At 70.7% G+C, this 21,302-nt stretch carries 12 protein-coding genes; 2 read left to right on the forward strand and 10 right to left on the reverse strand.

Features of this window, described 5'->3' with window-relative positions:
- Window positions 1-127: 127 nt before the first annotated feature.
- The 6 genes from OHS59_RS13410 to OHS59_RS13435 all read right to left on the reverse strand — a co-directional run bounded on the left by OHS59_RS13410 (window position 128) and on the right by OHS59_RS13435 (window position 10,284).
- A complete protein-coding gene (locus OHS59_RS13410; protein ID WP_328493642.1) occupies window positions 128-976 on the reverse strand; it encodes a GNAT family N-acetyltransferase in 849 nt (282 codons plus the stop codon).
- Between the two features lie 252 nt (window positions 977-1,228).
- Window positions 1,229-2,386 (reverse strand): flavodoxin-dependent (E)-4-hydroxy-3-methylbut-2-enyl-diphosphate synthase, encoded by a 1,158-nt coding sequence (gene ispG / locus OHS59_RS13415; RefSeq protein WP_328493643.1) that lies wholly within the window; start codon window positions 2,384-2,386, stop codon window positions 1,229-1,231.
- 167 nt (window positions 2,387-2,553) lie between these two features.
- Complete coding sequence (locus OHS59_RS13420; protein ID WP_328493644.1) at window positions 2,554-3,858, reverse strand: M50 family metallopeptidase; 1,305 nt, start codon at window positions 3,856-3,858, stop codon at window positions 2,554-2,556.
- Window positions 3,855-5,156 (reverse strand): 1-deoxy-D-xylulose-5-phosphate reductoisomerase, encoded by a 1,302-nt coding sequence (dxr, locus tag OHS59_RS13425; protein ID WP_328493645.1) that lies wholly within the window; start codon window positions 5,154-5,156, stop codon window positions 3,855-3,857. The genes OHS59_RS13420 and dxr overlap by 4 nt, the downstream gene beginning before the upstream one ends.
- 147 nt (window positions 5,157-5,303) lie before the next feature.
- Complete coding sequence (gene secA / locus OHS59_RS13430) at window positions 5,304-8,051, reverse strand: preprotein translocase subunit SecA (protein WP_328499187.1); 2,748 nt, start codon at window positions 8,049-8,051, stop codon at window positions 5,304-5,306.
- Window positions 8,052-8,337: 286 nt separating this feature from the next.
- The gene (locus OHS59_RS13435; RefSeq protein WP_328493646.1) at window positions 8,338-10,284 is read right to left on the reverse strand and encodes an acyl-CoA dehydrogenase family protein; all 1,947 of its coding nucleotides are present in this window, start codon (window positions 10,282-10,284) and stop codon (window positions 8,338-8,340) included.
- A gap of 369 nt (window positions 10,285-10,653) precedes the next feature.
- Here OHS59_RS13435 and OHS59_RS13440 point away from each other — a divergent pair, with 369 nt between their 5' ends.
- Together OHS59_RS13440 and OHS59_RS13445 are read left to right on the forward strand one after the other, a co-directional pair.
- The gene (locus OHS59_RS13440) at window positions 10,654-11,667 is read left to right on the forward strand and encodes a LacI family DNA-binding transcriptional regulator (RefSeq protein WP_328493647.1); all 1,014 of its coding nucleotides are present in this window, start codon (window positions 10,654-10,656) and stop codon (window positions 11,665-11,667) included.
- Between the two features lie 106 nt (window positions 11,668-11,773).
- Entirely contained in the window at window positions 11,774-13,861 is a 2,088-nt protein-coding gene (locus tag OHS59_RS13445) for a glycoside hydrolase family 31 protein (RefSeq protein ID WP_443061432.1), read from the forward strand.
- Window positions 13,862-13,930: 69 nt separating this feature from the next.
- On the opposite strand, the gene OHS59_RS13450 is transcribed toward OHS59_RS13445, so the two are convergent.
- Genes OHS59_RS13450 through OHS59_RS13465 form a run of 4 tightly spaced genes read right to left on the reverse strand, consistent with a single transcriptional unit; the run spans window position 13,931 to window position 21,223 of the window.
- On the reverse strand, window positions 13,931-14,662 hold the full coding sequence (locus OHS59_RS13450; RefSeq protein ID WP_328493648.1) for a glycoside hydrolase family 12 protein: 732 nt from the start codon (window positions 14,660-14,662) through the stop codon (window positions 13,931-13,933).
- Entirely contained in the window at window positions 14,644-16,956 is a 2,313-nt protein-coding gene (locus OHS59_RS13455; protein WP_328493649.1) for a glycosyl hydrolase family 95 catalytic domain-containing protein, read from the reverse strand. Before OHS59_RS13455 ends, OHS59_RS13450 begins: the two co-directional genes overlap by 19 nt.
- Entirely contained in the window at window positions 16,953-18,965 is a 2,013-nt protein-coding gene (locus OHS59_RS13460; protein ID WP_328493650.1) for a beta-galactosidase, read from the reverse strand. Before OHS59_RS13460 ends, OHS59_RS13455 begins: the two co-directional genes overlap by 4 nt.
- Complete coding sequence (locus OHS59_RS13465; RefSeq protein WP_328493651.1) at window positions 18,962-21,223, reverse strand: 1,4-beta-glucanase; 2,262 nt, start codon at window positions 21,221-21,223, stop codon at window positions 18,962-18,964. The genes OHS59_RS13460 and OHS59_RS13465 overlap by 4 nt, the downstream gene beginning before the upstream one ends.
- Between the last annotated feature and the right edge of the window lie 79 nt (window positions 21,224-21,302).

The following is a 21,302-nucleotide window of genomic DNA, read 5'->3' on the forward strand; positions in this document are numbered from 1 at the left end:
GAGACTACCTGGGGGTCTCCACCGCGTGGGGCGTGGCTGGGGTTGCTTCTCGGCCGCGGGCCGGATGTGGCTGGGCGCGCGGTTCCCCGCGCCCTGACGGCGCGCCCCTCCAGGGGCCGGGCGCCGCTCAGAACAGGACGCTCATGAAGGCGCCTATTTCCTGGAAACCGGTTCTGCGGTACGTGGCTCGGGCCGCTGTGTTGTAGTCGTTGACGTAGAGGCTGACGAGTGGGGCGACGTCCGCGAGGGCGTAGCGCAGGACCGCCGCCATGCCGGGGGCCGCGTAGCCCTGGCCGCGGTACTCGGGGGCGACCCAGACGCCCTGGATCTGGCAGGCCTGGGTGGTCGCGGCGCCGATCTCCGCCTTGAAGACGACCCGGCCGTCGCGGTCCACGCGGGCGAACGAGCGCCCGGAGCCGACGAGTTCGGCGACCCTCGCCTGGTAGAGCAGGCCTCCGTCGCCCGCGAGCGGGGAGACGCCGACCTCCTCCGTGAACATCGCCACGCACGCCGGCATGATCGTCTCCATCTCGTCCTTGCGGATGCGACGGACGTACGGGTCCGGGGCGATGTCGGCGGGGAGCCGGTCGGCGACCATCAGGGGCTGGTGCGGCCTGACCTCACGGGCGGGGCCCCAGTTCGGTTCCAGGAGGCGCCAGAGCTGGGACGTGGCCTCGGAGGGGCCGACGATGGAGGAGCAGCGGCGGCCGGCTCTGCGGGCGCGGTCCGCGAAGGCGCGTACGGCGCGGGGGGTGGCGCAGATCGGGACGAGGTTGGCGCCGGCGTAGCAGAGGGACGTCAGCATGCCGTCCTCGTACCAGCCCCACATCTCGCCGCCCAGGCGCCAGGGGTCGAGGCCTGCCACCTGTACGCGGGAGGTCACGAAGGCGTTCGCCACCGGCTCGCGGTCGAGGACGGCGAGCGCGGCGTCCAGGTCGCTCGGTTCGAGGACCCTGGTGGTCGTCTGCGTCAACACGTGCGGGGCCTTCACCATCAGGTCTGCTGATCTCCGCACTGTACCTGGCGAAACGCGCCCTCGCTGGGGGTGTGCCCCCAGACCCCCCTGTCGCGCTTGCGCGCTCGTCCTCAAGCGCCGGACGGGCTGAAAGATTCGCGGACGGGCCGCGATCTTTCAGCCTCTCCGGCGTTTGAGGAGCGGGGGTTCGGGGGCGGAGCCCCCAGGTAGTGACGGGACGGGTGGGGGCGGTGGGGGCGGAAGAAGCCCTGGTCAGCCCGCGACCGATACCGACGGCTCCCCGGAGGGGATCCCGTCGGCCTCCATCTGCTCGGCGATCTTCATCGCCTCTTCGATCAGCGTCTCGACGATCTTCGACTCGGGAACCGTCTTGATGACCTCGCCCTTGACGAAGATCTGCCCCTTGCCGTTGCCGGAGGCGACTCCGAGGTCGGCCTCGCGGGCCTCGCCCGGCCCGTTCACCACGCAGCCCATGACCGCGACCCGCAGCGGCACCTCCATGCCGTCCAGACCGGCGGTGACCTCCTCGGCCAGCTTGTAGACGTCGACCTGGGCGCGGCCGCAGGAGGGGCAGGAGACGATCTCCAGGCGGCGCTGCTTGAGGTTCAGCGACTCCAGGATCTGCATCCCGACCTTGATCTCCTCGACCGGCGGGGCCGAGAGGGAGACCCGGATGGTGTCGCCGATGCCCTCGCTGAGCAGCGCCCCGAAGGCGACCGCCGACTTGATCGTGCCCTGGAAGGCCGGGCCCGCCTCGGTCACACCGAGGTGCAGGGGGTAGTCGCAGGCGGCGGCGAGCTGGCGGTAGGCGTTGACCATGACCACCGGGTCGTTGTGCTTGACCGAGATCTTGATGTCACGGAAGTCGTGCTCCTCGAAGAGCGACGCCTCCCACAGCGCGGACTCGACGAGCGCCTCGGGCGTCGCCTTGCCGTACTTCTGGAGCAGGCGCTTGTCGAGGGAGCCGGCGTTGACCCCGATGCGGATCGGGGTGCCGGTCTCCTTCGCGGCCCGCGCGATCTCCTTGACCTGGTCGTCGAACTGCTTGATGTTCCCGGGGTTCACGCGCACCGCGGCACAGCCGGCGTCGATCGCGGCGAACACGTACTTCGGCTGGAAATGGATGTCGGCGATGACCGGGATCTGCGACTTCTTGGCGATGGTGGCGAGCGCGTCGGCGTCGTCCTGCGTGGGGCAGGCGACGCGGACGATCTGGCAGCCGGACGCGGTCAGCTCGGCGATCTGCTGAAGCGTGGCACCGATGTCGGACGTACGCGTCGTCGTCATCGACTGCACCGAGACGGGTGCGTCTCCACCCACGGCCACGGTGCCGACCTGGATCTTCCGGCTCTTGCGGCGCTCGGCGAGCCTGGTCGGAACGTCCGGAATGCCGAGTGAAATCGCGGTCATCTGCTGTGCAACCCCAAAGTAAGGATTCGGTCGGTCCCGAAAGCTGACGGGCTCCAGTCATCGAGATTACGGCACCCCCGAAGGCGAAAGCACATTCCCCGAGCAGGACCACCCAATGGAGGACGGCCGGACACCCATGGTGTCCGGCCGTCGCAAACAGCGAGTGGCTACGAGATTCTGACCGGGTTAACCACGTCCGCGATCAGGACCAGGATCGTGAAGCAGATGAAGATTCCGGCCACCACGTACGCGACGGGCATCAGCTTCGCCACGTCGAAGGGGCCGGGGTCCGGGCGGCGCAGCACCTTCGCGCTGTTGCGCCGCAGCGACTCCCACAGGGCGCCCGCGATGTGCCCGCCGTCGAGCGGCAGCAGCGGGAGCATGTTGAACAGGAACAGGGAGAGGTTGAAGCCCGCGACGAGGAACAGCATCATCGCGATCTGGTTCTCCGGCGGGATGTCCAGGGTGAAGACCTCGCCGCCGACGCGTGCCGCGCCGACCACGCCCATCGGGGAGTCCGCCTCGCGCGGGCCGTCGCCGAAGGCCGCGTCCCACAGGGCGGGCACCTTGGACGGCAGGTTGATCAGCGACTCGACGCCGTTCTGCATCATGTCGCCCATGCGGTCCACGGACTGGCCGAACGACTGCTGGACGATGCCGGAGGCGGGCGTGAAGCCGAGGAAGCCGGCGTACACGTACTTGCCCTCGACGTAGCCGCCGTCGCCGTCGGTCGCGCTGACCTGGTTGCGGATGAGGTGGGCCGAGAGGTCGAGCTGCTTGCCGTCGCGCTCGACGGTCAGCGTGACGTCCTTGCCGGGGTTGGAGCGGATGTCGGCCTGCAGGGCGGACCAGTCGGTGACCTTCTCGCCGTTGAACGCGAGGATCTTGTCACCGCCCTTGAGCCCGGCGGCCCTGGCGGGCGCGGCCGTGTCGCTCTTCTGGCACTGGGAGCGGGACTCGCTCTGCTCGATGACGCAGTCGGAGACCTTGCCGACCGTGGTGGTCTGGGTCTGGACGCCGAAGGTCATCATCACGCCGAGGAAGATCGCGACGGCCAGGATCAGGTTCATGAAGGGGCCGGCGAACATCACGATCACGCGCTTCCACGGCTTGCGCGTGTAGAAGAGGCGGTTCTCGTCGCCCGGCTGGAGCTCCTCGAAGGACTGCGCCCTGGCGTCCTCGATCATGCCGCGCCACGGCGAGGTGGACCGGGCCTCTATGCGGCCGTCGGGGCCGGGCGGGAACATCCCGATCATGCGGATGTAGCCGCCGAGGGGGATCGCCTTGACCCCGTACTCCGTGTCGCCCTTCTTGCGGGAGAAGATCGTCGGGCCGAAGCCGACCATGTACTGCGGCACGCGGATGCCGAACAGCTTGGCGGTGGAGAGATGTCCCAGCTCGTGCCAGGCGATCGAGAAGAGCAGGCCGACCGCGAAGACGACTATGCCGAGGATCATCATCAGGGTCGTCATGCACGAGCCTCCGCCGTTGTCTTGGCTGTCGTCTGAGCTGTCTTCTGTGCCGGTGTGCGGGCTGTCGCCCGCGCTGTGAGTTCGCGGGCCCTGGCGCGTGCCCAGGTCTCCGCTTCGAGGACGTCCGCGACGGTGAGCGAGGTTCCCGTCCGGGGGGTGCCGTGCTCGGCGACGACCTCCGTGACAGTCTCCATGATCCCGTTGAACGGCAGAGTGCCGTTCAGGAAGGCGTCCACGCATTCCTCGTTGGCCGCATTGAACACCGCGGGGGCCGTGCCCGCGAGCTCCCCGACGTGCCGGGCGAGCCCCACCGACGGAAACGCGTCGTTGTCGAGCGGGAAGAACTCCCAGCTCGACGCCTTCGACCAGTCGAAGGCGGGCGCGGCGTCGGGGACGCGCTGGGGCCAGCCCAGACCGATGGCGATCGGCCCCCGCATGTCGGGGGGCGTCGCCTGGGCCATCGTCGATCCGTCCGTGAACTCCACCATCGAGTGGACATACGACTGCGGATGCACGACCACCTCAATGCGTTCGAAGGGAATGTCGTAGAGGAGGTGCGCCTCGATGACTTCGAGCCCCTTGTTGACGAGGGTCGCGGAGTTGACGGTGATGACCGGGCCCATGGCCCAGGTGGGGTGCGCGAGGGCGTCCTCGGGCGCGACATCGGCCAGCTCGGCCTTCGTACGTCCTCTGAAGGGGCCGCCGGAGGCGGTGACGACGAGCTTGCGTACGTCGGCCCTGGTCCCCGAGGCGAGCGCCTGGAACAGGGCGGCGTGCTCGGAGTCGACAGGGATGATCTGGCCCGGCGCGGCCAGTGCCTTCACGAGGGGGCCGCCGACGATGAGCGACTCCTTGTTGGCGAGCGCGAGGGTGCGGCCCGCCTCCAGGGCGGCGAGGGTGGGGGCGAGGCCGATCGAGCCGGTGATGCCGTTCAGGACGGTGTGGGCCGGGGAGGCGGCGAGCTCGGTCGCCGCGTCCGCTCCGGCGAGCAGCTCGGGGAGGGGCTCCCCGGGCCCGTACCGTGCGGAAAGGGCCTCGCGCAGTGCCGGTACGGCGTCCTCGCGGGCCACGGCGACGGCCTCGACGCTGAGCCGGTGCGCCTGCTCCGCGAGCAGCTCCACCCTCCCGCCGGCCGCGGAGAGCCCGGTCACCCGGAACCGGTCGGGGTTGCGCAGCACGAGGTCGATGGCCTGGGTGCCGATCGATCCGGTGGAGCCGAGGATCACGACATCCCGACTCCCGTCCACAGGATCGAAGACGAGATGCGGATCGGCGAGGGGGGCTGGACTGTCGCTCATCCCTCCATTGTTGCCGTAACGCGACAGCGACGGGGACAGGGGCGCCCCACGAGTGTCCCGGGTGGGTGCCGGGTGCCTCTTCAGGGGCGCGGGGAAGTGCGTGACAAGCCCCCGCCGGCCCGCAGCCGCTCCCACACCCGCGGGCCCCTACCTCCTGCGCTTCCGCCGGTTCCGGGGCTTCGCGGCCCGCTGCGGTCGCGGCTTCGCGTCGCTCACGCCCTTCGCCGGAGGCGCGGGCACGGCGTCGGAGGGCTCGAAGTCCCCTTCGACGACCCCTTCCGCCGTGTCCAGCGTGGGCGCGCTGAAGTGCAGCCCGTCCGTACGACGACCGGCCTCCAGGGCGTCCTGGCCCGCCGCCTTCCCGGAGGCGTCCAGGTTGAAGACGTATCCGACGGACTCCTCCTTGATGGCGTCGTTCATCGCGACGAACATGTCGTAGCCCTCGCGCTCGTACTCGATGATCGGTTCGCGGCCGAGGGTCCAGCGCAGGCCGATCCCGTCGCGGAGGTAGTCCATCTCGTACAGGTGCTCGCGCCATTTGCGGTCCAGGACGGACAGCACGACGAGGCGTTCCAGGTCGCGCAGGGTGTCCGCGCCGAGCTCGGCCTCGCGCTCCTCGTAGCGGGCGTGGATGTCGTCGATGACGGCGTCGGCGAGCCCGTCGGCGGTGAGGCCGGTCCGGTCTCCCGCCGGGTCCTCCAGGTCCTCGACGGTGACCCGGACCGGGTAGAGCTGTTCGAAGGCGACCCAGAGCCGGTCCAGGTCCCACTCCTCGGGGAAGCCCTCGGCGGTCTCGACGGCGACGTACGCGCGGATGGTGTCGTCCATGAAGTGGAGGATCTGTTCCCGCAGGTCCTCCCCGGCCAGCACCCGGCGGCGTTCCGCGTAGATGAGGGTGCGCTGGCGGTTGAGCACCTCGTCGAACTTGAGCACGTCCTTGCGGGACTCGAAGTGCTGCTGCTCCAGCTGGGACTGGGCGGAGGCGATGGCGCGGGTGACCATCTTGTTCTCGATGGGGACGTCGTCGGGGACGTTCGCCATCGACATGACGCGCTCGACGACCTGGGCGCGGAACAGCCGCATCAGGTCGTCCCCGAGGGAGAGGTAGAAGCGGGAGGCGCCCGGGTCGCCCTGGCGGCCTGAGCGGCCGCGCAGCTGGTTGTCGATGCGGCGGGACTCGTGGCGCTCGGTGCCCAGCACGTACAGGCCGCCGAGTTCCTTCACCTCGTCGTGCTCGGCGGCGACGGACTCCCTGATCCGTTCCAGGGTCTGCCGGTGTTCGTCCCGGTACTCGTCCGGGTTCTCCTCGGGGGTGAGGCCGCGCCGGTCCAGCTCCGCGAGCGCCATGGCCTCCGGGTTGCCGCCGAGCATGATGTCGGTGCCCCGGCCGGCCATGTTGGTGGCCACGGTGACCGCGCCCCTGCGGCCCGCCTGCGCGACGATCTGGGCCTCACGCCGGTGGTTCTTCGCGTTGAGCACCTCGTGCCGTATGCCGCGCTTCTTCAGCTGTGCGGCGAGCAGCTCGGACTTCTCGACGGAGGTGGTGCCGACGAGGACCGGCTGGCCCTTCTCGTGCTTGTCGGCGATGTCGTCGAGGATCGCCGTGTACTTGGCGTCGACGGTCCGGTAGATCTGGTCGGGGTCGTCGGCGCGGGCCATCGGCCGGTTGGTGGGGATCGGCACCACGTGGAGTTTGTAGATCTGGTGGAACTCGGCGGCCTCGGTCATGGCGGTGCCGGTCATCCCGCCGAGCTTCTCGTACAGGCGGAAGAAGTTCTGCAGGGTGATGGTGGCGAGGGTCTGGTTCTCGTCCTTGACCGTCACCCCTTCCTTCGCCTCGATGGCCTGGTGCAGGCCCTCGTTGTAGCGGCGTCCGGCGAGGATGCGGCCGGTGTGCTCGTCGACGATGAGGACCTCGCCGTTGACGACGACGTAGTCCTTGTCGCGCTTGAAGTGCTCCTTCGCCTTGAGCGCGTTGTTGAGGTGGCCGATGAGGGGCGTGTGGTCGGACTCGTAGAGGCTCTCGATGCCGAGCTGGTCCTGGAGGAACTCCACTCCGGGGTCGAGGATCGCGACCGTGCGTTTCTTCGGGTCGTACTCGTAGTCGTGGGTGGCGCGCAGCCGGGCGAGGCGGTCCTTGTCGGCGGGCGTGGTGAAGTTCTCGTCCTGGACGGCGACTCCGCGCATGCGGGTGACCATCGTGGCGAACGCCTCGTACCAGTGGGTGGGCTGGTCGGCCGGGCCGGAGATGATCAGCGGGGTGCGGGCCTCGTCGATGAGGATCGAGTCGGCCTCGTCGACGATCGCGAAGTGGTGTCCGCGCTGGACGAGTTCGTCCCTCGACCAGGCCATGTTGTCGCGCAGGTAGTCGAAGCCGAACTCGGTGTTGGTGCCGTAGGTGATGTCGCGGGCGTACTGCTCGCGCCGCTCGGCCGGGGTCGACTGGGTCCTGATGACGCCGACGGTCAGCCCGAGGAAGCGGTAGGCGCGGCCCATCCAGTCGGCGTCGCGCTGGGCGAGGTAGTCGTTGACCGTGACGAGGTGGACGCCCTTGCCGGTCAGCGCGTTCAGGTACACGGGCAGGGTGGCGACCAGGGTCTTGCCCTCACCTGTCTGCATCTCGGCGATGTTGCCGAGGTGGAGGGCCGCGCCGCCCATGAGCTGTACGTGGAAGTGGCGCATCCCGAGGGTGCGGCGGGCGGCCTCGCGCATGGCGGCGAAGGCCTCCGGCAGCAGGTCGTCGAGGCTCTCCCCGGCCTCGTACCGTTCCTTGAACTCGGGGGTGAGGGATTGCAGTTCCTCGTCGGTCAGTTGCTCGAAGTCCGGTTCGAGGGAGTCCACCTGGTCGGCGATGCGCTGCAGTCTGCGGACGATTCTTCCCTCGCCGGCCCGCATGATCCTGCCGGTGATGTTGTCGAGACCTAGTACCGGCACTGGGACTACCCCCTGACACGGATTCCACTGACCCGGACCTGATGACTCTTCGGGGGCCGGCCGGCGGGGGGCCCGTCGCTCCCCCGCGGCGGGGCCGCACATACCGCGGGCCCCGCGCCCCTGAAGGGCGGCCATCGTGGCGCACGATTTGTCCCCGTTCGCCATTCCGCTCATTGTTGACGCACACCTTTCGTGCGGCAAGCAGCAGAATGACGACGGGGACGGGAGTGCGTTCCTGGGGAAAAGGTCAGCGGATGGGGCGGTGGACATTCTCCTTCTCGGACGCTCCGGGTGTCGCGTCGGCGATCCAGGGACCGTCGCCCGACGGGTCGACGATCCCGTTCTCCAGCCAGGTGTAGGCGCCGCCGAGGACGCCCTTGACGACCTTGTGGTCGACGTCGTCGGTGTTGGACCACAGGCGGCCGAAGAGTTCCTCCACCCGGATACGGGACTGGCCGCAGAAGGCGTCGGCCAGTTGGTAGGCCTCGCGGCCGTGGGCCTCGGTGGTGCGCAGGAGTTCGGCGCGGACGCAGGCGGCGCTCATCGCGAACAGTTCGGCGCCGATGTCGACGATCCGGCCGAGGAAGCCCTGCTTGGTCTCCATCCGGCCCTGCCAGCGGGACATGGCGTAGAAGGTGGAGCGGGCGAGCTTGCGGGCGGAGCGTTCCACGTACCGGAGGTGGCCGGACAGGTCCACGTGGCCCGCCGGGTGGAAGTCGCCGTACGAGCGCGGGAGCTGGCCCGGTCCCGCGATCAGTTTGGGGAACCACTTGGCGTAGAAGACTCCCGCGTTCGCGCCCGCCCTCGCCTTGTCCGACAGGGACTTGTCCGGGTCGATGAGGTCACCGGCGACGGAGAGGTGGGCGTCGACGGCCTCGCGGGCGATCAGCAGGTGCATGATCTCCGTCGAGCCCTCGAAGATGCGGTTGATGCGCAGGTCGCGCAGGACCTGCTCGGCGGGGACGGCCCGTTCGCCGCGGGCGGCGAGCGAGTCGGCGGTCTCGAAGCCGCGGCCGCCGCGGATCTGGACCAGTTCGTCGGCCATCAGCCAGGCCGTCTCGGAGCCGAACAGCTTGGCGAGGGCGGCCTCGATACGGATGTCGTTGCGGTCCTCGTCGGCCATCTGGGACGACAGGTCGAGGACGGCCTCCAGGGCGAACGTGGTCGCCGCGATGAAGGAGATCTTCGCGCCCACGGCCTCGTGGTGGGCGACCGGCTTGCCCCACTGCTCCCGCACGGACGACCACTCGCGGGCGATCTTCAGACACCACTTGCCGGCGCCGACGCACATGGCGGGCAGCGAGAGGCGGCCGGTGTTGAGGGTGGTCAGCGCGATCTTGAGGCCGGCGCCTTCCGCGCCGATACGGTTCGCGGCGGGGACCCGGACCTGGTGGAAGCGCGTGACGCCGTTCTCCAGGCCGCGCAGCCCCATGAACGCGTTGCGGTTCTCGACGGTCACGCCCTCGGCGGCGGCCTCCACGACGAAGGCGGTGATGCCGCCCTTGTGTCCCTCGGACTTCGGCACGCGCGCCATCACCACGAGCAGGTCGGCGACCACACCGTTGGTCGTCCAGAGCTTCACCCCGTCGAGGACGTAGTCGTCCCCGTCAGGCACCGCGCTGGTCGCGAGCCGCGCCGGGTCGGAGCCCACGTCCGGCTCGGTGAGCAGGAAGGCGGAGATGTCGGTACGGGCCAGGCGCGGCAGGAAGGCGTCCTTCTGCTCCTGGGTGCCGAAGATCTTCAGCGGCTGCGGTACGCCGATCGACTGGTGCGCGGAGAGCAGCGCGCCCAGCGCCGGGTTCGCGGAGCCGACCAGGGCGAGCGCCTTGTTGTAGTAGACCTGCGTCAGGCCGAGGCCGCCGTACTTCGTGTCGATCTTCATACCGAGGGCGCCGAGCTCCTTGAGCCCGTTGATCACCTCGTCGGGGATGCGCGCCTCCCGCTCGATGAGCGCGGAGTCGATCCTGGTCTCGCAGAAGTCGTGCAGTTTGGCGAGGAACTCCTCGCCGCGCTCGGCGTCCTCGTCCGGGGGCATGGGGTGGGGGTGGATCAGGTCGAGCCGGAAGCGGCCGAGGAACAGCTCCTTGGCGAAGCTGGGTTTGCGCCAGTCCTGCTCCCGCGCGGCCTCGGCGACCTGACGGGCCTCACGTTCGGAGACAGCGGGCTGGTGGGGTGTTGCGGACAAGAGGCTCACCTCGCCGCGAATAGGGATCTTGGTCCGGTTACGTTACTCACCGGTGCTACTCGATCGTATGTACCCGATAACGACCCCGCTCACCAGTCCTCGCGCACCATTTGGGGGCAGGGCAGGCCCACAGGGCCGTCCTGCCAGGGGCGCGGGGAACTGCGCGCCCGACCCCCACCGGCCCGCACCCGCCAAACACACCCCGTCCCCCACCCCGGTGGGCACCCCCGCATCAGACGGAGTCGAAGCGCTTCGACAACCTATGGACACCCACTCGCCATCAAGCTACTGTCGAGCCACCCTCACTCGCCCCTGTCCTCAACGCGCACTGTCGAAGCGCTTCACACGGTGCCTTTCACACAACGCTTGGAGAGCTGGATGGTCACCCTCGCCGAGGTCGCCCAGCACGCCGGAGTCTCGGCGAGCACGGTGAGCTATGTCCTCAGCGGCAAGCGGTCCATCTCCGCGGGCACGCGGCAGCGGGTCGAGGAGAGCATCCAGCAGCTCGGGTACCACCCCAACGCGGGAGCCCGGGCGCTGGCAAGCAGCCGGTCCAACATCATCGCGCTGATGATCCCGCTCCGCACGGACATGTACGTACCCGTGATGATGGAGATCGCCATCGCGGTGACGACCTCGGCGCGCTCCCACGGGTACGACGTGCTGCTGCTCACCGGCGAGGAGGGTCCCGACGCCGTGCGCCGGGTCACCGGGAGCGGGCTCGCCGACGCGATGATCCTGATGGACGTCGAGCTCGACGACGAGCGGCTGCCGCTGCTGCGGGGCACCGACCAGCCGTCCGTGCTCATCGGGCTCCCCGCCGACACCAGTGGTCTGACCTGCGTGGACCTGGACTTCGGCGCGACGGGCGCGCTGTGCGCCGAACATCTCGCGATGCTCGGCCATCGTGACATCGCTGTCATCGGTGAGGCGCCCGCGGTGTACGAACGGCACACGGGGTTCGCCGAGCGCACGCTCGACGGGCTGCGGACCCGGTCGCGGGAGCTGGGCCTGCGGGTGCTGCACCGCCCGTGCGAGGGCGGCTTCGACGCCATGTCCCTGACCCTGGCCAGGGTCTTCGACGAGCGCCCCGGCACCACGGGCTTCGTCGTGCAGAACGAGTCCGCGGTCGAACCGCTGCTCGCGCTGCTGCGCAGGCAGGGCCGGGCCGTGCCGGAGGACGTGTCGGTGATCGCGATCTGCCCGGACCAGGTCGCCGTCCAGGCCTCGGTGCGGCTGACCTCGGTCGCCATCCCCGCCCAGGAGATGGGCCGTAACGCGGTGGAGCAACTGATCGCCAAGCTGGAGGGGCACGGCAAGGGCGAAGTCGTGCTCATCGCACCCGAGTTGACGGTCCGGGCGAGCACGGGCCCGGCCCCGGCCGCTTCCTGACCCGACCGACTTCCGGCCCGACCGCTACCCGGCCCGGCCGCCCGGCCCCGCCTCCCCCGCATGCCGCCGGGTCCTGTCGCCATTCCTTCCTTCAGGAGCACCCCGTATGAATCAGCCTGCCGAGAACCAGCACGGACGACCGGGAATGCCCGTACAGCCGGGACAGTCCGGCCCGGGGTCCGCCAGTCTCGCCCAGTCCTCCCCCACCGTCGGCACGTTCCGTGAACGCGACGGCGCGCTGGAGTGGAGCGGCCGCCAGGAGACCGTCCGCATCGAGCCGTGGGGCCCCGACGCCGTGCGGGTCCGGGCCAGGCTCGGCGGACCCGTCCTGGAGGGCCTGCCCGCCGCCGTGCTCGACGAGGCGCCCGCCACCGAGGCGACCGTCAAGATCGAGGGCGGGCGCGGCCTGCTGACCGTCGGCGCGCTGACCGTGGAGGTCGACGCCGAGGGCCTGATCCGTTTCGTCCGCACCGACGACGGCGCCGAACTCCTCACCGAGGAGCGCGCCCACTTCTGGTGGCCCGGCCCCCGTCTCTACACACCCGTCGGCAACGGATACCACCGCCTGGAGCAGCGCTTCGCCGCCTACGAGGGCGAGAAGCTGTACGGCCTCGGACAGCACCAGCACGGGCTGCTCGACCAGAAGGGCGCCGTCCTCGACCTGGTGCAGCGCAACGCCGAGGTGACCATCCCGGTCCTCACCTCCAGCCGCGGCTACACCCTCCTGTGGAACAGCCCGGCGATCGGCCGCGTCGAGCTGGCGGGCAACGGCACGCGCTGGGTGGCGGACTCGGCCCGGCAGATCGACTACTGGATCACGGCGGGCCACCCGGCCGACGCGCAGCGCCGGTACAGCGCGGTGACCGGCCGTACGCCGATGCTGCCGGAGTGGGCGGCGGGCTTCTGGCAGTGCAAGCTGCGCTACCGCACCCAGGACGAACTCCTCGGTGTGGCACGGGAGTACAAGCGCCGCGGGCTGCCCATCGACGTCATCGTCTGCGACTTCTTCCACTGGACGCATCTGGGCGACTGGAAGTTCGACCCGGCGGAGTGGCCGGATCCGGCGGGGATGCAGCGGGAGCTGGCGGAGCTCGGCATCAAGCTCGTCGTGTCCGTCTGGCCGTCGGTCTCGCCGCTCTCCGAGAACCACCGGCTCATGGAGCAGCGCGGCTGGTTCATCGGCACGCAGTACGGTCCCGTGGCGCACGCCGACTGGCCGGACAAGGAGGTCGCCTCCACCGTCCAGGTCGCCTTCTACGACGCGACGAACCCCGAGGCGCGCGACTTCCTGTGGTCGAGGATCAAGGACAACTACCTCGACCGGTACGGGATCACGTCCTTCTGGCTGGACGCCTGCGAGCCGGAGCTGAAGCCGGGCTTCCAGGAGAACCTGCGGTACTGGGCGGGCCCCGGGCTCGAAGTGGGCAACATGTACCCGCGCGAGAACTCCCGCACCTTCCACGAGGGCATGCTGGCGGCCGGCGAGAGCGAGATCGTCACCCTCAACCGCTCGGCGTGGGCGGGCAGTCAGCGGTACGGGGCGGCCCTGTGGTCCGGCGACATCGGCACGGACTTCGCGACGCTGCGCCGCCAGATAGCGGCAGGCCTCAACACCTCACTGTCCGGCATCCCCTGGTGGAACACCGACATCGGCGGCTTCCACGGCGGCGACCCGGACGACCCGGCGTACCGCGAGGTGATGATCCGCTGGTTCCAGTTCGGCGCGCTGTCCCCGCTGATGCGCCTGCACGGCTTCCGTGACCCGGGCACCCCGCTCGGCCCGGAGATGACCGGCGGCCCGAACGAGGTGTGGTCGTACGGCGAGGAGGCCCGACCGATCCTGGAGAAGTACCTCCACCTGCGCGAACGTCTGAAGCCTTACGTCCTGGAGGTCATGCGGGAGGCGCACGAGGAGGGGCTGCCGGTGATGCGGCCGCTGTTCCTGGAGTTCCCCGAGGACCAGGCGGCCTGGTCGGTGGACGACGCGTACCTCTTCGGGCGGGACCTGCTGGTCGCGCCGGTGCTCACGGCGGGCGCGACGGTCCGTACGGCGTACCTTCCGGCGGGCGCGCGCTGGACGGACGCGTGGACCGGCGAGTCGTACCCGGGGGGTGCGGCCGTGACCGTGGACGCCCCGCTGGACCGCATCCCGCTGTTCCTGCGGGACGACGCGAGGCTGCCCGTGACGGAGTAGTCAGGACATGACGGTGCGGCCGACTCCCCGAAGGGCGTCGGCCGCACCGTCACGCGCGGTGCGGGTCCGTCAACTGCTGCTGACCGTCAGGTTGTTGGTGACGAAGTCCAGGCCGCCGGACGAGGAGGTGACCTCGAAGCCGAACTGGACGTCGCCGATGGTCTCGTTGCCCATCCAGCCCTTGGTGTCCTTGATCCACTTGAGGATCGGCAGGATGCTGACGGAGCCGGAGTTCGAGTCCGAGGTGCGCAGGAACGAGAAGACCTCGTTGGCGCCGTTGTTGCCCTTGTAGACGGCCCAGGTGTGACCGCCGAGCGTGACGTTGCCCTGCGAGGTGCCGAGCGGACCGACGGCTCCGTTGTAGTTGACCCAGAGCATGATCTCGTAGTCGTAGTCGGTGTCCCAGATGTCGTACGAGGTGTTGTACGCGCCGGCCGACGGGACCGTGACGTTGTAGCTGCTGGAGAGCGAGCCGAGCGAGGTGATCGTCTTGTTGATCACCTTCTTGGAGTTGGGGTACGACTTGATGCCGCCGGTGCCCGGGTGGTTGGCCCAGACTCCCCAGTTGGTACCGGAGTTGGCCCAGATGCACTGGCTGCCGGCGCCGGAGCCCCAGATGTTGTTGTAGAGCGTGTAGCCGTTGAGGCTGGTGTTGCCCCACTGGTCGCAGGAGTTCCAGACCGCGGCGGAGGCGGGGGCGGAGGCCAGCCCGACGGTCGCTCCGAGAGCGAGCGCGGGAGCCAGCAGTGCCTTGGTGATCCTGTTCCTCTTCGACTTCATGGTCAGCGTGCGTGTTGCCATGGTGTCCCTTCCATGGGTGGGGGGATGTGGGGGATGGCTGCGCCGTGCGTGTGCCGCGGCCCCAGGGTGAGGACGCGGTCCTCTCCGGCACGCAGGGAGAGCTCTCGCGTACCGGAGGGAGTTCTCAGGTCGATGGAGCGGGTGCGGGTGGGCCGGAGCACCGCCCGGGCCTCCCGCGGACTCCAGCTGAGGTCGACCTCGGCGCCGAACCTCGTCCGTACGCCCAGGAGTTCGCCCGCGAGGAGACCTGCGGGCAGTGCGGGGAGGAGGACCAGCCGGTCGGGGGTCGACTGGATCAGCGTCTCGACGATCAGGGCGGGCAGGGTGTGGGCGGCGTCCGCGTTGTAGACGTCGCGGTGCGGGTAGTGCGCGCTCATGAGGGAGGTGTGGAAGAAGTCGCCCTCCAGCACCTCGCCGAGCGCGTGCGCGACCCGCTCGCCGTCCCGCAGCCGGGCCGCTACGAGGGCGTGGTGGAGATGGCCGTGCGCGGAGTCGTTCTCGGCGCCTCGCAGTTCGAGCGCCCGGTGCGCGGCTGCCGCGAGCGCCGGGGTGTCGTAGGGGTTGATCTCGTCGAGGGGCCAGACACCGTACAGATGGCTGAGGTGCCGGTGGTCGTACGTGTCGTCGAGGCCGGGCCACGCCCACTCGGCCAGCGCCCCGTCGTCGTTGACGCGGTGCGGGGGCAGCCGCCCGGCCAGCGCCCGCCAGCGGTCGGCGTCGGGGCCCGGGTGGTAGGCGGCCGCGGTGAGCAGGGCGTGCCGGGCCGCCGAGAGGTCCATGGCGGCGTTGACCGCGCCCCAGCTCGCGTTCGCAGGGCGGTTCTCGGGCGAGTAGGAGGGGACGACGACGAGATGCCCGTGCTCGTCGGTGCGGGTGAGGAAGTCCTCGTAGAACAGCGCGACTTCGGCGAGGACGGCGGCCAGCCGCGGGTCCCGCTTCCCCCGGGCATCGTCGTGGTCGACGAGCGGTTTGAGCAGCCAGTCGGCGCCCGCCGTCCACAGGTGCAGGGGGTATTCGCGGCTGAAGTGGTACGTGTGCCCGGACTCGCCGTCGGTGTGGGGCGGGGCGACCACTCCGCGCGCGCCGAAGACGGCCCGGGCGTTGTCCCGCCAGTGCGGCAACTGGCCGTGGATCAGCGTGGCGTGGGCCTCGACGACCTCGGGCAGAGCGGCCGCGACGGCCGACGCGGTCTGCAGGTTGAGGTTGGCGTCCGTGGTGAAGGCGCCGGACCAGGCCGTGTCCCAGTCTCCGGTCCACAGCCCGGTGAGTCGCGGTGGCAGCATCCCGCCGGCCGACAGCAGGTGGTAGCGGCCCGCCGCGAAGAGCCGTTCGAGAAGGGCCGGGCTCTCGGGCCGCCTGAGCAACTCGGAGCCGGGGAGCGCGCGTTCGGCGTCGTCGGCGCCGAGGGCGAGCGAGGTGCGGGTGTACGCGGTGCGGTGGAGGCGCAGGTGGCGTTCCAGGAGGCCGCCGTACGGGTCGGCGCCGTCCGGCAGCAGCTCGCGCAGGGCCTGCGCCCGCGCCACCGTGTCCATTTCCCCGGTGTGCCGCTCCACGCGCGTCAGCAGCAGGACCGGCCCGGCGCCCGCCACACGCATGCCGGGCGGGGTCAGCGTCGTCCGGCCGCCGGTGACCACGGCCAGCGTCACGCCGGTGTACGCGCGGTCGCTGCCGGGATAGCGGGCGCTCAGGGTGAGCACGGCGCCCTCGGGGGTGAGGACCGCTCCGTCGCTGACCCGCAGCCCGTCGGGGGCGCCCGGGAGCCGGTGGTCGAGCGTGATGTCCAGGGCGGGCCCCGGCGAGCTCACGTACTGGACGATCACGTCGTCGGCGCGGGAGACGAAGACCCGGCTGCGCCAGCCCGCGCAGTGCGCCTCGGCGACCCCCGTAGTGAAGTCGACCGTACGGCGGTAGTCGCGCTCCCCGTCGGACGGCCGCCGCATCCGCACCTGGAAGGCCGGGTGGAAGGGCTGCACCCACTGCAGGGGGCGCCCGTCCGTGAACTCCTCGGCCGCGGTCGGGTCACCGGCGAGCAACCTGTCCTGGAGGGAGGCAAGTTGGGCCGCCAGCTCCGGAGGTCGGGCGTGCTCGCCGCCGTTGGGCCGGACGAGGGTGTGATGGGTGACGATCACCCGGTCGTCGTTCGGATCGCCGAACACAAGGGCGCCATGCCGGCCGTTGCCGCTCAGGAAGCCGTCCTCCCAGCGCCCGGCCGGGCTCGGCTCCCAGGTGCCGTGCGACGAGGGAAGCGGGGCTCCGGAACCGGAACCGGTACCGGCGTCGGCGCTGATACTCATCGTGCGAGCACCGCCACTCCGTACCGGCCCAGCTCCAGCGAGTCCGTGACCTGTTGTGCACCGAGCAGGTCCCGGTACGTCCCCGGCACCGCCGCCGTGACCGGGTCGCGCCCGTGGTTGAGGACGAAGAGCAGGTCCCCCCGGCGTACGGCCTCCACCTGCGCGGGCAGTCCTTCGAGCACCGGCCGCACCCCCGCGTCGGCGGCCACGCCCTCCAACAGCGCGCGCAGCGCGTCGGGTTCGGGGAGCGTGGAGACGTACCAGGCCCGCCCTCTGCGCAGCACGGCGGGCAGTCCGTCGAGTTCGCCGCCCTTGTAGAGGGAGTGCGCGACGACGTCCCCGGCCTCGGTCAGGGGCTCGATCTCCTCCGACCACAGCGTGCCCCGGAAGCCGTCGCACTCGGCGTGCTCGCCGGGGCCGAGCGGCCACCGCTCGTGCAGGATCCGGATGCCGAAGAGCTCCCGCAGCCGGGCGTCCATGCCACCGGTCCGTACCCGGTCGTCCTCGTCCGCGACCCCGGTCAGGAAGCCGCAGACCAGGGTGCCCCCTCCTCGTACGTACGCGACGAGGTTGCCGATCGCGGTGTCGGTGAGCAGGTAGAGCTGTGGCACGACGACGAGCTTGTACGCGGACAGGTCGTGCTCGGGGTGCGCGAAGTCCGTGGTGATGTGCGCTTCCCACAGGGCGCGGTGCCAGGCCCGCACGATCTGCGGGTGGTCGACCTCCTGGGAGAGCCGGCCGTCCTGCGCGCCCGCCCACCAGGCGTTCCACTCGTGGAGAATGGCGACTTCGGAGGTCGAGTGACTGCCCGTCACCTCACCTCCTATGCGGGCGAGTTCGGCGCCGAGCTGCTTGACCTCCTGGTAGGTGCGCCCCTGCTCCCCCGCGTGGCCGACCATGCCCGAGTGGAACTTCTCCGCGCCCTGCCGGGACTGCCGCCACTGGAAGTAGCAGACGGCGTCGGCACCCCGGGCGACGGCCTGGAGGGACCAGAGCCGGTTGAGGCCGCGGGGCTTGGGGTGGTTGACACCCCGCCAGTTGACCGAGCCCGCGGCCTGTTCCATCAGCATCCACGGCCCGCGGGCCTGGGAGCGGGTCATGTCCTGGACGAGCGCGCCGTCCTGCGCGCCGAAGGGGTCGCGCGGATCCGGATAGAGGTCGACGGAGACGACGTCCTCCTCCCGCGCCCACCGCCAGGCGTCCTGGCCCGCCCACATCGGCATGAAGTTGGTGGTCACCGGCAGGTCCGGGGAGTACCGGCGGACGATGTCGCGCTCGGCGACGTAACACTCCAGGAGCATGTCGGACGTGTAGCGCTTGAAGTCGAGCACCTGGCTGGGGTTGTTCATGTAGTGGGCGCGGCGCGGGGGCAGGATCTCCTGCCAGTCGCCGTATCCCTGGCTCCAGAAGGCCGTTCCCCAGGCCGTGTTGAGCGCGTCGAGGGTTGCGTACCTGTCCCGGAGCCAGCGGCGGAAGGTGCCGGCCGCCTCGTCGCCCCAGTCGTAGGTGCAGTACTCGTTGTTGACGTGCCACATCGTGAGGGCGGGGTGGCTCCCGTAGCGGGCGGCCAGGTCCTCGGTGATGGCGGCGGCGTAGCGGCGGTAGGTGGCGCTGGAGTGCGAGAAGTGCTGGCGGCCTCCCCACCACTCGGTGCGGCCGTCCGCGTCGACGGGCAGGGTGTCCGGGTGTAGCCGGCCCAGCCAGGGCGGGGGCGAGGAGGTGGGCGTGGCGAGGACGACCCCGATGCCGTTCTCGTGCATGAGGTCCGTCAGCCGGTCCAGCCAGCCGAACTCCCGGACCCCTGGGCTCGGTTCGAGCTTCGCCCAGGAGAAGACGCCGAGAGTGACGGAGTTGACGCCCGCCTCCCTCATCAGGCGTACGTCCTCGTGCCAGGTGTCCTCGGGCCACTGCTCGGGGTTGTAGTCGCCGCCGAAGAGGACGCGGCCACGGGCGGCGCCGGCGAGACCGGGGCGCGCGCGGCCTTCGTCCACGGTTGTCGGCCCGGTCATCGGGCGGGCTCCCCGTACTGGATGCCGCGCCCGTTGGTCGCCAGGTACACCCGGCCGTACACGCGCGGGTCGCCCACGACGGTCTCTCCGGTCCAGCCCCACTGATGGGCGTCGTCGTTGATCCGCGTCCAGGTACGCGCCTCGTCGTCGGAGCGGTACACGGCGGTGACGGTCTCCGTGGCGCCGACCTGGTAGACCGCCGGATACCCGCCGGCGTCACCACCGTCGGCGGCCTTGCCGAACCCGAGGGTGTACGAGGCCCAGCAACTGTCCACCTTCGAGAAGCTCACGCCTCCGTCGGTGGACCGGTAGAGCCCGTTCCACTTCACCGAGAGCCACAGGTCGCCGGAGCGCCCGGGAGCCGCGACCACCTTGAACTGGCTGTCCCCCGACGGCAGTCCGCCCGCGCGCGGCGTGAACGTACGACCGCTGTCGGTGCTGCCGTACAGGGTCCCCGCGTCGGTGTCGTACGCGTAGAAGAGTGTCGGGTCGACCGGGTCGGCGACCGGTGTCGCGCCCTTCGGGAAGGAGTCGACCTCGGACCAGGTCGCGCCGTCGTCCGTGGAGCGGTGGGCCGGATGCTTCGTGCCGTCCCAGTGCACGAAGGACCACAGCAGCACGCCGCCGTCCGCGTTGACGGCGATCGGGCCGGGCGCGTCCTTGGCGAGGGCGGGCTGGGCCGCGAAGGGCGTCCAGGTCCGTCCGCCGTCGCCGGAGCGGGCGCCGTTCCCGTGGTCGCCCCAGCCCGTCCGGACGACGTAGGACGGTTCCGCGGCTGCCTGGGCGAGTCCTGTCGCCGTCCCGAAGACGGGGTTCGACGCCATGCCGCGCGACGGGGACGCGGTGAGCCGCTCGTGGTACATCACCCCGATGTCCCCGAGCCCGCTGAGCAGGTGCGCCCGCCCGGCCGGGGGCGAGATCAGCTGCCGTACGGAGGTCTCCTCCAGCCCCCTGACCTGCGGCGCCCAGCGCTTCAGATCACGGGTGCCGTAGAGGGTCGCCCCGGTCCCGTACACGATGTGCCGCGAGTCGTACGGGTCCACGGCCAGCGCCTGGATCCACCAGCCGAACTTCGGTTCGTCGCCGCCCCACTTGAGGTAGGGGGTCTCGGACACGTCGAGGACGGCGGTGTCCTTGAGGGACGTCCAGGTACCGCCGCCGTCGGTGGAGCGGTACAGCGTGTCGACGGCGGCCCAGCGGTTGTTGGTGGAGACGACGACGGTGCCCGGGCGGCGGGCGTCGACGGCGACCCCGCCGTAGCCGAAGGTGTCGGCGGACCCGTCGGGGTTCGTACCGCCGGGCTCGACCGGGGTCACCTCGGCCCACTCGCCGGTCACGGTACGCAGCTTGTGCACGCTGCCGCCGGACTGGCCGTTGGGGCCGGGCGCGTCGGCGTAGGTCACGTACAGCTCGCGCGTGTGCCTGTCGTGGGCCGCCCGGAGCGGGACCTTGGCGGACGTGCCGGAGGGCTGCCCGGGAACGGCCTCCCACGCCGTTCCGTCGGCGGTGCGGTAGAGGTTCGCCGTGCCCGGGGTACCGTCGCCGTCACCCCAGCCGGCATAGACGGACCGCCCGGCGGCGACCAGGAACACGACGCCCTGCCCGGCCGCGCCCGGCTTCGCCGGGAAACCGTGCGCGACCGTCCAGGTGGCCCCGCGGTCGGTGGACTTCAGCAATCCGTCGTGCCGCGTCCCCAGCCACAGCGTGTCGCTGTCCCGCGGATCGACGAGCAGCCGCTCCCCGGCGCCCCGCCCGTCCTCGTTGGCCCCGAGCTTCACATCGAGGTCGGTCCGGCTCCAGGTGACCCCACGGTCCTCGGACCGCAACACAGCCCCGTTCCCGGCCCACGACTGCGCGTACGTACCGAGGGCGAGGTAGACCCGGTCGGGATGCGCGGCGTCGACGGCGACCGCCTCCACCCCGAGCAGGTTCCAGTCGGCCCACCCGAGATGGTCGGTGAGCGGGATCCACCGGGCGGCCCGGTCGTCCCACCGATAGGCCCCGCCGATATCGGTACGGGCGTAGGCGAGCCCTCGTACGGACGGATGGAACAACACCCCGGTGACGAACCCGGTCCCCCCGATGACGACATTGCGCCAGCGATAGGCGGGCGCGTCCGTCGCGGGGGCGGCCGCCGCGGGGGCGGCCGCCGCGGGGGCGGCGACGGCGGGGACGGCGACGGCGGGGACGGCGATCACGGCAGCGGCGGCCGTGCTCCCTGCGATAACGGCTCGCCTGCTCGGGCGGGGCGTGCGCATGACATACCTCGTTCTAAGAGAGGAGAGGTTCAAAAGGAGGAGCGGCCAAGGCTCCCAAGGGGCGCGGGGCTGTGACATG

Origin of the sequence: Streptomyces sp. NBC_00414 (genome assembly GCF_036038375.1) — a bacterium.
Lineage (GTDB): Bacteria > Actinomycetota > Actinomycetes > Streptomycetales > Streptomycetaceae > Streptomyces.

Excerpts from the sequence above, each read along its gene's own strand:
- OHS59_RS13460 (WP_328493650.1), bottom strand. The coding sequence starts at position 18,965 with ATGACCGGGCCGACAACCGTGGACGAAGGCCGCGCGCGCCCCGGTCTC.
- ispG (WP_328493643.1), bottom strand. The coding sequence starts at position 2,386 with ATGACCGCGATTTCACTCGGCATTCCGGACGTTCCGACCAGGCTCGCC.
- dxr (WP_328493645.1), bottom strand. The coding sequence starts at position 5,156 with ATGAGCGACAGTCCAGCCCCCCTCGCCGATCCGCATCTCGTCTTCGAT.
- OHS59_RS13440 (WP_328493647.1), top strand. The coding sequence starts at position 10,654 with ATGGTCACCCTCGCCGAGGTCGCCCAGCACGCCGGAGTCTCGGCGAGC.
- OHS59_RS13455 (WP_328493649.1), bottom strand. The coding sequence starts at position 16,956 with ATGAGTATCAGCGCCGACGCCGGTACCGGTTCCGGTTCCGGAGCCCCG.
- OHS59_RS13420 (WP_328493644.1), bottom strand. The coding sequence starts at position 3,858 with ATGACGACCCTGATGATGATCCTCGGCATAGTCGTCTTCGCGGTCGGC.
- OHS59_RS13465 (WP_328493651.1), bottom strand. The coding sequence starts at position 21,223 with ATGCGCACGCCCCGCCCGAGCAGGCGAGCCGTTATCGCAGGGAGCACG.
- OHS59_RS13445 (WP_443061432.1), top strand. The coding sequence starts at position 11,774 with ATGAATCAGCCTGCCGAGAACCAGCACGGACGACCGGGAATGCCCGTA.
- secA (WP_328499187.1), bottom strand. The coding sequence starts at position 8,051 with ATGCGGGCCGGCGAGGGAAGAATCGTCCGCAGACTGCAGCGCATCGCC.
- OHS59_RS13450 (WP_328493648.1), bottom strand. The coding sequence starts at position 14,662 with ATGGCAACACGCACGCTGACCATGAAGTCGAAGAGGAACAGGATCACC.